Annotated in this window: 7 protein-coding genes and 2 tRNA genes; 8 read left to right on the forward strand and 1 reads right to left on the reverse strand. The window is 34.9% G+C overall.

Annotated elements, in window-relative coordinates:
• The first annotated feature begins 10 nt into the window (after positions 1-10).
• Together nusB and KF816_07205 are read left to right on the forward strand one after the other, a co-directional pair.
• A complete protein-coding gene (gene nusB, locus KF816_07200; protein ID MBX3007800.1) occupies positions 11-487 on the forward strand; it encodes a transcription antitermination factor NusB in 477 nt (158 codons plus the stop codon).
• The gene (locus tag KF816_07205) at positions 453-1,796 is read left to right on the forward strand and encodes an MFS transporter (protein ID MBX3007801.1); all 1,344 of its coding nucleotides are present in this window, start codon (positions 453-455) and stop codon (positions 1,794-1,796) included. The genes nusB and KF816_07205 overlap by 35 nt, the downstream gene beginning before the upstream one ends.
• Here KF816_07205 and KF816_07210 read toward each other — a convergent pair.
• Positions 1,771-2,439, reverse strand: coding sequence for a M50 family metallopeptidase (locus KF816_07210; GenBank protein ID MBX3007802.1), 669 nt, complete (start codon positions 2,437-2,439; stop codon positions 1,771-1,773). The genes KF816_07205 and KF816_07210 overlap by 26 nt on opposite strands.
• A gap of 67 nt (positions 2,440-2,506) precedes the next feature.
• Here KF816_07210 and KF816_07215 point away from each other — a divergent pair.
• From KF816_07215 to KF816_07240, 6 genes are all read left to right on the forward strand, one after another.
• A tRNA-Gly gene (locus tag KF816_07215) sits at positions 2,507-2,579 on the forward strand.
• A gap of 169 nt (positions 2,580-2,748) precedes the next feature.
• Positions 2,749-2,823: transfer RNA gene (locus tag KF816_07220), tRNA-Val, on the forward strand.
• A 601-nt stretch (positions 2,824-3,424) separates the two neighbouring features.
• On the forward strand, positions 3,425-7,279 hold the full coding sequence (locus KF816_07225) for a T9SS type A sorting domain-containing protein (GenBank protein MBX3007803.1): 3,855 nt from the start codon (positions 3,425-3,427) through the stop codon (positions 7,277-7,279).
• 39 nt (positions 7,280-7,318) lie between these two features.
• On the forward strand, positions 7,319-10,213 hold the full coding sequence (locus KF816_07230; GenBank protein MBX3007804.1) for an aryl-sulfate sulfotransferase: 2,895 nt from the start codon (positions 7,319-7,321) through the stop codon (positions 10,211-10,213).
• Between the two features lie 5 nt (positions 10,214-10,218).
• Positions 10,219-11,646 carry an aryl-sulfate sulfotransferase gene (locus tag KF816_07235; GenBank protein ID MBX3007805.1) on the forward strand — a complete coding sequence of 476 codons (1,428 nt, stop codon included), beginning with the start codon at positions 10,219-10,221 and terminating at the stop codon, positions 11,644-11,646.
• Between the two features lie 182 nt (positions 11,647-11,828).
• Positions 11,829-13,346 (forward strand): DUF1846 domain-containing protein, encoded by a 1,518-nt coding sequence (locus KF816_07240; GenBank protein MBX3007806.1) that lies wholly within the window; start codon positions 11,829-11,831, stop codon positions 13,344-13,346.
• Positions 13,347-13,357 lie beyond the last annotated feature (11 nt).

Below are 13,357 nucleotides of genomic sequence, written 5' to 3' on the forward strand. Positions count from 1 at the left end.
TTCTGTGAATATGAAAAAATCAAATAGAAGAGAATTACGAGAAAAAGTTCTTCAAGTTCTTTATGCTTACGAGTTTAATGGAGAAGGGTTAACTAATTTAACGAACGGAGTTTTATCCGACGTTACTTCCGAAACCGATTTACAATTTGCGCGGTCACTCATAAATGTGGTAACTGCAAATAGAATTCAACTCGACGAAGAGATAAAAAAACGGGTTGCTAATTGGGAAATGGAAAGAATTGCAACCATTGACCGGATTCTTCTACGTGTGGGCATTACTGAATTATTATATTTCCCCGATATTCCCCCAAAAGTATCAATAAATGAAGTAATAGAAATTGCTAAAAATTATTCGACCTCCAACAGCGGCAAATTTATCAATGGTATTCTCGACGCGCTCCTTAATGATCTTAAAAATGAAGGCAAATTAAACAAAAGCGGAAGAGGTCTTGTTGAACAATCCATCCCTAAAAAAGAAAAACAATAAAAACCGCTCTGAAAGATTTAACATCTTTATTTGGACACTATTCGATTTTGCAAACACTTCATACTCAATTATTGTAGTTACTTTTCTATATGCGGTATATTTTAAGAAGGTCGTTAGCAACGGTGAACCGATAGGGGATTTTTACTGGAGTATTGGCACCAGTACTTCTATGATAATCACCGCATTTATCTCACCAATTTTAGGAGCTATTGCTGATTATTCCGCCGGCAAAAAGAGGTTTCTACTTTTTTTTACTGCATTGTGTATAGTTTCCACATCACTTCTCTATTTTGTAAGTGCCGGCAACGTATTAATGGGACTGCTACTCTTTATTTTGGCTAATGTTGGATTTGAAGCCGGACTGGTCTTTTATGATTCATTCCTTCCCGAAATAACAGCGCCTAAAAATTATGGGCGAGTAAGTGGCTATGGATTTGCAATGGGCTATTTGGGCTCATTGACAACGTTGGCTGTAGTATTCCCATTTATTCAAGCAGAGTTAATTAGTGAAACTTTCCCCATTTCCGCACTCATTTTTCTCTTATTTGCCGCTCCATTATTTATCTACCTCAAAGATAACCGCAAGGACAGGATTTCGCAGAAATCATATTTAAAAGTTGGTTTCGAAAGAGTAATGAATACAATTACACATATCAAAGAGTATAAAAATCTAACTCTATTTTTGGTGGCTTTCTTCTTTTATATCGAGGGAGTTAACACTGTAATTTATTTCGCGGGGAATTATGCTAGTACATCTTTGGGATTTACTATGCAGGACTTAATTGTGTTTTTTATAATTGTTCAAACGACAGCTATTTTTGGATCACTAATCTTTGGTGTACTCTCCGATAAAATCGGTCAAAAAAAATCATTAAATATTTCATTAATTATTTGGATGTTTACAATCGTGGTAGCTTACTACACCGGAAAAACTGACACTTTTTTAATGAACTATATTCGTCAGCAATTTGACTTGTCGGTTGAACAAGCAAACATCTTCGCGTTTTATTTCGTTGGTTTATTAGCCGGGACGGTAATGGGAGCTACGCAATCTACAAGTAGAAGTCTAATGTCCAAACTTACTCCTCCCGAAAGAAAAACAGAATTTTTTGGATTTTATTCACTATTTGGAAAGAGCTCCGCTATTCTTGGGCCATTGGTTTTTGGGCTGGTGAGTTATTTAACAGGTACTCAAAGGATTGCGATTCTAACAATAAATTTATTCTTTATTGTCGGTTTTATAATTTTATTCTTTGTTAATGATGGTAAAGAGCAGCACACTTCTAAAATTTCTTTAAATAAAGTTTAAGCAGAATCAATAAAATTAGGCAAGCCAGTAAAATCCATCCAATTCCAATTATATACTCGGGGATATCTAATATTATTGAAAGATGAGTAGCATCGCTAATGTGAGTTCTATTAGAAAAAATATCAGTTCTCAGATCAAATAAAACATAAAATAGACTCAATAAGCCAAGGTACTTTACAATAAATTCAGATATCGACGAATTGATTGAATAGATTAGAATCATAAAAATTACCGCAGCCACTATAGCTGAAACAGAAAAAATTAAATCGAAAAAAATAATAGCGGAAATAAAAAGAATAAGTGACACCACCGGCAAAATATATTTTGCTGCTTTTTTATTCATTCCGGAATAAAAAATGAGCGCACCAAAAAGAAAACTCCCAATGTAGCCGGATGATGCAATCAATAACTCATTTCCTCCCTCAATCTCGGAGACTCCTCCCAAATCAAAAAAGATTTTGATTGATTTTACCTCGCCCAAAGTGGCGATTGCCATTAATGCGTGGCTCAGTTCATGAAGCATCACTGTGAATAATTTTACTGGATAAATTATGGAAGAATCCCAGAAGAGAAGGGCAACAAATGTTAGTAGTACTAACAAGCCTGCTTCGATATATTTCTTATTTTTATTTGTGATTGTCATAAAAAGTGAGCCAAAAATAAATAAAAAACTTGATTAATAAGAGGTATGATTATTATTTTAGGGGCGTGCGGGCGTAGCTCAGCTGGTAGAGCATTAGCTTCCCAAGCTAAGGGTCGCGGGTCCGAATCCCGTCGCCCGCTCAAAAAAAAATACAAGTCGTTTGGAATTCTAGAGTAAAAATTCTATAATTGGGTCGCAAAATTTTGAAATTATGTTAATGGGAGTTTAGCTCAGGTGCCTGTTCCGCAACGCGGGAGTTCAGGTGAATGACTTTTTTCCACAATTGTTCTAAAGTTAAAAAATTACTTTGGGAGTTTAGCTCAGCTGGTTCAGAGCATCTGCCTTACAAGCAGAGGGTCATTGGTTCGAATCCATTAACTCCCACTCTAAAAAGCCCGAATTTGTTGAAAGTTCGGGCTTTTTTGTTATATGGAAATTAACCTGAAAAAAGTGTAACACAAACTGTAACACTTTTTTACTGCTTTGTCTCATCAATTAGGTCATTTAACGAAAAATCCATTAAAGATTCTCTGATTCGCGCTACATTAAATTTTATATAATGTTGATCAACCAATTGAATACCCAATTGATGTTACAGCTTTTTATAAATAAAATCTTGGTCATATAAATTCATCACATAGAACTGTGGTGATTCACCTCAAAAAGTATCCCTTTAAAATTAATTTTAATTGCTTACTCAAATTCCATTCATTAATTTGTATTCCGTAGAATTGATGAGCAGATTATAAAAATAAATATCAAAATCTGAATCATGATAATTCAAATAAGCTACATAGAAGCTGAACAAAGTGATAATGAAATTGTTTGTAATATGCCAAATCCGAAAATCGTATCCTCATTTCTATTACTAAAAATTGTAACAATAATTAAACATTCAAGAAAGCTTTAAAGAAAGGAAGAGTATCTAAATAACAAATTATGTGTTAAGCCATTACCGCATGGCTCCTTACACCTGGAGGACAATATGTCACCAAAAAAGCCTCACCTAATTCTTATCACAATTATTTCATCACTATTATTTCTTAACGTAACAAAATCCCAGACCATCACTTCTACAACTACCGGAGGTCCATGGACCGCCACAGCCACTTGGGTTGGCGGTGCTGTTCCATTAGTGGGTGCCGATGTTGTTATTAACGGGCCGGTAGTATGTTACACTGGAAACACATGCAATAATTTAACTATTAATTCTGCTGGCTCTTTATACAATGGTGTTGGTTATGCTTGGCCTGAACAAGTTATAACTGTTAATGGTAATATTATTAATAATGGGATAATTAGGAATGAGGGGGGAAACGGATTAGCGATTAAAGTCAAAGGAAACATTACAAATAATGGAACGTGGACCTTCAAGAGAATAGAATTAATTGGAACAAATCAGACACTTACACTCGCCAGCGGTAAGAAATTTGAAAACTATATTTTAGTTGATGCAACAGCAAAATCAAAATTGATTGCCGGCTCTGATCTGACTTTTACCTCGAGTGTGAATCTTAGTAAATCTACTCTTGACATGAATAATCACAATCTTTTTTTGATTGGTTCATCAGCATCAATTACGAATGGTACTGCAATAAATGTAAGAGATATTATGGGGACCAAACTTAGTGGTTTATATCCTGTTGTTTACGATGTTATTTATGATGGTATAATTAACTTACGGGGTTTGCTGAGAGTAGATTATGGGGTAACATTTAAGGGTAATATCACAAATAATGATACTCTTGAAAATTCAACGGGTTATGCTCATCCCGAAAAAATATTAAAGGTAGTTGGAAATTTTGATAATAAGGGATTAGTAAGAGATGGTGGAAGTAATGGGTTTGTAGTAAATTTAACCGGCAATCTGACCAACAGCGGTCAATGGGTTCAAAAAAGAACTGAGCTAAGTGGAAACTTAGACCAAGTATTAAATCTAACAGCAGGCAAATCATTTGATTCCTATTTTGTTGTTAAGGACTCAACCGGATTAGTAAAAGCCGGATCGAATCTAATCGTTACACGTACGTTTGATTTAAACAAAACAGTATTTGATATGGGGAACTATTCACTTACATTAAAAGGTGATGGCTCATATGTTACTAATGGTACTGTGATAAATGCTAAGGATTTAATTGGAGTGCATATTAATGGGCTCTACCCGGTTGTTGAAAATATTATTTATGACGGAAACATAAATCTTAAGGGATTACTCCGTTTCAATTGGACGGTAACACTGCGTGGAAATATTACTGTAATTGACACAATTCAAAATTCAACAGGTTATGCTCATCCAGAAAAGGTATTAAAAATAGTCGGCTCTTTTACTAACAATGGATTAGTACGAGATGGAGGAAGTAACGGTTTTGTTTTGGATGTAACCGGAAATATTATTCGCAACAAAAATCCATTAAATAAACGTGTGCAGCTTTCTGGAGATGGGAAAAGAACTGTTGATCTTACCGGATATGCGGGCACTATTTCAGCTAATGGTACTAATGTGCAATTAAGTGGTGTAAATTATCTTCCATATCTCTCAGTAACTGCCGGAACAAATTGTGAGATTTCAGGAGATGGTATTTTATACCTAAAAGATGGGGTTTCAGGTATTCTTATCAATAAAGGCAGAATTGTTAAATCAAAAAATATAGTAACTACTGGAGATCATTCATATTATAAAACTACTGTTAGACTTGCGGCCATAACCGCGCTTGATTCTTTAAGGGTAGAACAATATGGTAATCAGGTTCACTCTTCATTTGCGAATGCGCTTAAAGCATATTGGAAATTAATTCCGCACCCCGCTAATTCTACACTTACAATTGATCAATTGACCCTCTATTATGATGATATCCAAGTTGGAAATAATGATGAATCTACATTACAAGTTTTTCATTCTTCAGATGGAGCGCAGACATGGAAACAAATTTCGACACCAATTAGTATTACACGCGATCCGGCTAATAATTGGGTAAGAATAAACAACGCTCCAATATCGGGGGATTTTGTACTCTCTTCATCAGCAAATCCATTAACTGTCATTCCATCTATTGTTGTATCAATAATTGGAAGATCTCAAATACGTGTTGGACCGCCGAATCGATATACAATTTATTATGTTAATAATAGTGATGTTCCTGCCGATGATTTTCTTTTAGCGATTAATACAGGAAGCCGTGTTCATATTTTGAAATCAGAACATCCTAGAGCAGATGGTAGTGTTGAAATTATTCCGGCTGACAGTTTATTCTATGAAAAAGAGGACACTACTCTTGTCTTTTATGTTGCTGGATTAGCACCACGCGAGGAGAGAACATTTGATATTATCGCAACAGCAGATAATGTTGGATTATCAAAGGCGAATAGTGCAATGTTCATAGACCCGGCAAGTATAACGGTTGCAACTGTTGCTGTTTGGGCCGCCAAAGCCGCTGCAGTTTATGTTGCTGTTAAAACTATTGATTATGTTGGAACTAAAGCTAAGGAATCCTTGGAGTTAACTCCTCAACAGAAAAAAGCATGGGAACAGGATATTGGTAAAATACCAGAGGAATTAAAAACGAAAGAGACAAAAAAAGAATGGGCAGCAAAAAAAGTTGGAACAAAAATAATTGAAAAAGGGATGGGAATAGTTGGTGGAGGTGTTGATCTTGTTAGAGCTGTCGGAAGAAATATTTGGAATCTTAAGGATAATTTGAGACGAAAGATTTTCTCAGCTATTCAAAGTGATCTTGAAGTTCCCAAGGAGGAAACTATTGATGGGAATACTTATAAAACAGACATTTCTGGTGTAAATACGAAAACAACACAACGTGTAACTTCATGGGACCCGAATGAGAAAATTGGTCCTACCGGGTTTGGCGATAAAAAATTTATAACAACTGCCGGTAAAATGAACTATCAAATTCTATTTGAAAATAAAAAGGAAGCTACAGCACCGGCTTATAAAATTGTTATTATAGATACGTTGAATTCAATTTATGATCCTGAGAGTGTTGTTTTTGGAAAAACAAGTCATGAAGGTGATTTATATAATTGGATTATCACTCGTGAAGGAAATATTCTTAAATGGGAAATAGAAGGTATTGAACTGCCGCCAAACGTAACTCCGCCTGAAGGTGAAGGATATGTTACATTTACGGTGAACACAAAAGAAAATTTGCCATCGGGCACTGAAATAAAAAATAAAGCGACAATCACTTTTGATATAAATAAACCTATTGTTACAAATGAATATGTAAACAAACTCGATTTTACCGCACCGAAAACTACAATGCTTCCTGCTGTTAATATTGGCTCAAAGGATGAAATTTTAGTGCTTTGGAACAGTGATGATGGGGTAGATGGGTCCGGGATTGAATCAACGACTGTTTTTATGTCGGTTGATAATGGTCCTTATACTTTCGCCGGAAGTTCTAGCAATGATTCATTGTTCGTAAAAATGGTGAGTGGAACGCATACTTATTCATTCTATGGATTATCAAAAGATAATGTAGGAAATGTTGAGGCAACTATGCCTGAAGTTGTTATGGCGAGCGGAACAACATCAGTTAAGCCGTTCGATGATACTATTCCGGTAAAATATTCACTCGAACAAAATTTCCCTAATCCTTTTAATCCATCAACTACAATAGTGTTCTCTATTCCGGTAACAGGAAATGTTTCATTGAAAATTTATAATGTCTTAGGACAAGAAGTTGTTACTTTAGTTAATGAGGAATTAAATGCCGGAAATTATAAAACATTATGGTATGCACAGAGTATATCTAGCGGAATTTATTTTTATAGATTAGAAACAAATAATTTTACTCAGACAAAAAAACTGTTGTTACTTAAATGATGATTTTTACACATTCGACATTGTCTTGTTGAGTTGATAATGAGGAAATTATTAATAATTGCTCTTTTTATAAGTGGAGTAGTTTTGCCAATTGCCGGACAGGAGATAATCTATTTATCTCCTGCACCCGGCTCAACATTCAATCCTTCAGCATCTACTGTAATCATTAAATGTTCAAATCAGATAATTGAATCAAGTCTTTACGAAAATATTATTTTTGTTATCGGTTCAGAATCGGGGAAGCATACTGGCAAAATATTATTAGCTGATGATAAACAGACAATTATCTTCAAACCGGATGAACATTTCTTACCAGGGGAAATGGTTGAAGTGTTCATAAATGAAGGAATCAAAACTATTGATGGGATGTCAGTTCCTCCCTACAATTTTGAGTTTTCCATTGAACCTAAAATTAATGAGCAGATCTATACACTTTTTCGTACAAGTCTCGAACCACAAGTTAGAAATAAATTAAGTTCAGAAAATCACTTTACTGAAGTCCCTAAGATTAGAACCAGCATACTCAACGAATCAGCAATTGGAGAAGGTAAAATATTTTTATCAGCATATGGAGTAATTAACCAGACTTTTCAAAGTAACCCTGCAATAAATTCTTCATTGCTAATTGCAAATAATGATGGCTCAATTTTTTATTCGAAAGATATTGGTTCTAATAAAGGAGCTGGATTAACTGATTTCAAAATGCATCCCAACGGATTAATGAGTTATCCAAAGGTTCTAAAAAATTACCAATGGACCGGCGGCGCTGAAGTAATACATATGGTTATGGATAAATCATTTGCTGTGGTTGATAGTTTTCAGATGGGGAATGGATACACAGCCGAGACTCATGATTTTCAACTTCTTCCAAATGGTCATGCATTATTGATGGCTTATTATTTAGTGCCTATAGATATTAGGTCAATTGTTCCTGGCAGTCATCCAAATGCATTTATTGATGGAGCAGTGATTCAAGTACTTGATGCAGATAAAAATGTTGTGTTTCAATGGCGAACATGGGATTATATAAGCCCAAGTGTTATTCCCTGGAATATGGTGCCCGGTAATACTCAGCAAATAATAAATGTTTTTCATCTCAACTCTGTAAGTCAAGATAATGATGGGAATCTTTTATTAGGAACACCGGGAATGGGATTAAAGGTCAGCCGGCAAACCGGAAAAATATTATGGATTATTGGAGGAATACTAAACCAGTTTACCTTTTCAAATGTTGCTCATCAAGAAGCTGTGGGAGATTTTGGCGGACACACACTGCATCGATTAGAAAATGGAAATATACTTGTGTTTGATAATTCACCGTTTCCTTGGCAGCCAGGTTACGGTCAAATTTCTTCTGAAGTTGCAGAGTATTCTATTGATGAAATAAATAAAAAAGCTGAACTTGTATGGAAATATAAACCGGAACAGATTATACCTGGTTGGCATGCAGGAAGCGCACAACGTCTTTCAAATGGCAATACTGTTATTTGCTGGGGCGGTCCTCCTAATGAGGGAAATGTGCAAATCCCAATAATGACCGAAGTAACGCAAAATGGGGAAAAAGTATTCGAACTTTTTTTTGAAGGTACCGAACTCGAAAGTTACAGAGCATTCCGTTTTGAATTAGATGAAGGGGAGCCAAGTATTGAAGTAACGAGAGATCAACTTCTTGCTCTCAATACTTATGAATTTAAAAAAGATGATTTTAACAATACCGGTATCGCAATTAAAATAAATGAGATGGAAAGTTTTGGTTATAATTTAATTACTGTTAAAAATTATTCCTTTGCTCCTTTAGCTCCTCAATTTGAGGGTAAAGCTCCGCTAGTAATTCCAAGAAAAATATTTATTTCAAGCTTTGGTATTTCGAGCATCAAGGCGGATTTGCGAATTGATATTAATAATTGGGGAATAGTAAATCCTGAAAGTACAATTATTTATTACCGTAAAAATCAAAACAATGGAATGTTTGTTCCACTTGCTACCACATACAATTTTGTTACCGGAAAATTGACCGCGAGTATTAGCTCATTCGGAGAATATATTGTTGCTAGTCCGGATTTATCATCACTACTATTAGCCCCGATCCCAAACTCTCCAGCTAATCAATCTTCAGTTAACTTTAAACTACCCGTTATCTTGACTTGGAGTCCTGTGGGTTTTGCTCTCAACTATTCATTGCAAGTATCTATGAATGAGGACTTTACAAACCTTATCGTTGATGAAGAGTCACTACCCAATGCCAAATATAATCTGGGTTTACTATCATCAAACACAAAATATTATTGGCGTGTAAAAACACTCAATGATGCTGGTGAAAGTGATTGGTGCAACACTCAAACTTTTGAGACGATTCTTCCATTCATTAGAATAAAGAAACCGAATGGGGGCGAAAGGTGGCATATCGGTCTGGAATACTTTTTAGAATGGGAGGATAATATTAATGAGGCAGTGACTGTTACACTGATAAAGAATGATACTCCGATTAAGAACATCAATAGCACAACAAATACATTTTATCCTTGGGAAATTGATTTAACTGCCCAACCTGCAAATGATTATAAAATCAAAATTGCTAGCATTACTGATAGTACACTTTACGATATTAGCGATAATTCGTTTTCAATTATTGACACTGTAACGAGCATAAGTATTGATGACCGACTCCCGGACGAATTTACTTTATCACAAAATTATCCAAATCCATTTAATTCAGAAACGATAATCAGCTTTTCACTCACCGAAGATCGTTTTACATCTCTCAAAATATTTAATTCACTCGGAGAAGAAATAGCGAATTTAGTAAATGAAGTATTGAGAAGAGGTAAATATTTCATTAAATGGAATGCCACTAATCAAACTTCAGGAGTCTACTACTATAAATTAATTTCGGGACTGAACTCAATTACAAAAAAGTTAATACTTCTCAAGTAACATCGATGAAACAATATATCCTAATTTTATTATTTTGTTTATTTAGCTCAGCTTTTGCACAATCAACATTTTTCAACCAAAAACTCGACTCTATCCCGACCGATATGCCAATCCCAATAATTACTAAATCAAATAATCCTTCAAGTGGGTACATCTTTGCAAGTGTACCTTATTGGGGAAGCGGGAACCATTATATTGTAATTTATAATAGCCAAGGCAAACCAGTATTTTTTAAGAAAACAAAATCATTATGCACCGACTTTAAATTACATGAGAATAAACTTCTAACCTACTTCGACTATGATTCCAAAAAATATTATGCTATGGATACGCTGATGAATGTAGTTGATAGTTTTTGGGTGCAGAATGGTTTTACCACAGATGAGCACGACATAAAATTCATGAATAATGGAAATGTCTTATTGATCGGTCTAGATATTAAAACGGTTGATATGAGTAAATATGTAAATGGGGGAAGCAGAAGCGCGAGAGTAGTAGTGAATGTAATTCAAGAAATTACTCCCCAAAAAAATGTTGTGTTTGAGTGGAAATCAGATGAGCATTATAAATACACAGATGCGGCTGATCGGGTTAATCTATTAGATTTATCTTTTGTTCATTCACACATTAACTCAATTGATATTGATGTCGATGAAAATCTAATTGTCTCGGCTAGAAACCTTAATGAGATTACAAAAATAGATCGTAAAACCGGAAATATTATTTGGAGATTCGGAGGGAAAAATAATCAGTTTAAGTTTGTTAATGATACCCTAAAGTTTTCAGCTCAGCATTCGGCAGTAAAATTAAAAAATGGAAATATGCTGTTATATGATAATGGGCTTGAGCTTGTCCCGCAGAATGCGCGAGCTGTTGAATATATGCTTGATGAAGAAAATAAAACTGCTACTGTTGTTTGGTTATACAAAAACCAACCAAGTATAATTAGCAACTTTTGGGGAAATGCTCAGCGGCTTGCTAATGGAAATACATTTATCGCTTGGGGTTTTAATAAAATTGCCGCAACGGAAGTAAATTCCAACAACGAAATAGTTTTTCAAATGGAATTCCCAGCGGATGTTTACAGTTATAGATTATTTAAGTTCGATATTAATGTTGATAATATAGTTTCTGTCAATAATTATGATGATGAAAAAAAGTATGAGATACTTTCACAGAATTTTCCAAATCCTTTTAATCCAATAACCACAATAAAATATTCAATTCCAGGCAATGTAGAGAAATTGCATGCAACGTCTCTGCGTGTGTATGATGTTTTGGGAAGAGAAGTGGCAGTTCTTGTAAATCAAAAAAAAACAGCCGGCCGTTATGAAATCAATTTTGATGGTTCTAAATTTCCGAGTGGAGTGTACTTCTATAAATTAAATGCAGGACAATATTCTGATTCAAAAAAGATGATTCTAGTAAAATGATAAATATTGTAGTAGGGGATAAAAGGAGCAGAGAGTTTTTAATTACTCAATATTACAAACCTTATTTTAAAAATATCTTACCCATAAATATTAAATAAAAAAAATTGTACTTAGTAACAAAATCAGAATTCTTACTATTTTAACATACCAGTTCCTTAAAAAATACACCAAGAGGTTTTTAAATGCATGCCAGTAACGGTTTCGATAATGAGAAATATTTAAAAGAGCAGGCGGCGGAAATATTAAAAAGAGTGGAAAGATTTAATAGTAAACTTTATCTCGAATTCGGAGGAAAATTATTATTTGATTATCACGCCGCAAGAGTGTTACCTGGATTTGACCCAAATGTGAAGATGCGTCTCCTAAAGAATCTAAAAGATAATATTGAGGTAATTCTTTGCATCTATGCGGGTGATATCGAACGAAAAAAAGTCCGTGCCGATTTTGGAATTACTTATGATACAGATACTTTAAAAACTATAGATGATTTTGAGGAGTGGGGAATAAAAATAAATGCAGTTGTTATAACAAGATACGAAGAACAACCTTCAGCAAAAGCTTTTAAAAATAAACTTGAGAGGCGCGGAGTTAAAGTTCACACTCACAGATCTACGAAAGGATATCCTCTTGATGTTGATTTAATTGTTAGCGACGATGGCTATGGAGCTAATGATTATATAGAAACTCATAAACCTATTGTAATTGTTAGCGGACCCGGTCCGGGAAGCGGTAAACTCGCAACATGTCTTAGCCAACTATATCATGATTATAAAAGAAATATAAAAGCTGGCTACGCTAAGTTTGAAACTTTCCCAATCTGGAATTTACCGCTTAATCATAAAGTGAACATCGCATACGAGGCTGCCACTGTTGATTTAAAAGATGTTAATCTTATCGACCATCATCATCTTGAAGCGTACAATGAGAAAACCGTTAACTATAATCGTGATATTGAAGCATTTCCTCTGTTGAAAAGAATTATTGAAAAGATTACTGGTGGAGAATCGTTCTATAAATCACCAACCGATATGGGTGTAAATAGAGCGGGATTTGGAATTATTAATGACGAAGTGGTTCAGTCCGCGGCACATCAGGAAATTATTAGGCGTTATTTTAGATGCGCTACTGAGTATGCTTTAGGGTACGTTGATTCTGAAACAGTTCAGAGATCGGAAATGATTATGAAAAATATTGGGGCTAAAACAGAAGATAGAAAAGTAGTAAGCTATGCTCGCGAATCTGCCTTGTCGGCCGAAAAAAATGGAAAGGGCAATGAAGGATTTTTTGTTGGTGCCGCAATTGAGTTAAATGACGGCACAATTATTACAGGAAAAAATTCATCGTTGATGCACGCTGTTTCAAGTATGATTCTTAATGCCTCAAAACATTTGGCCGGACTCCCCGATAATCTACAGTTACTTCCTCCAAATATTATGTACTCATTAAACTATCTGAAGAAAGAAATATTCAAAGGGAAAGGAGTGAGTCTTGACCTTGAAGAAACTTTAATAGCACTCAGCATCAGCGCAATCTCTAATCCGGCGGCACAGATGGCACTGGAGAAACTTAAAGAGTTGAACAAATGTGAGGCGCATATAACGCACATTCCAACTCGCGGCGATGAAGCGGGACTTAGAAAATTGGGAGTTTATGTAACATGTGACCCCGATTTTTCTTCAAAATATCTTTTTAATACTTGATTAATTAAAAA

This window comes from Melioribacteraceae bacterium (genome assembly GCA_019638015.1).
Taxonomy (GTDB): Bacteria; Bacteroidota; Ignavibacteria; order Ignavibacteriales; family Melioribacteraceae; genus JAHBUP01.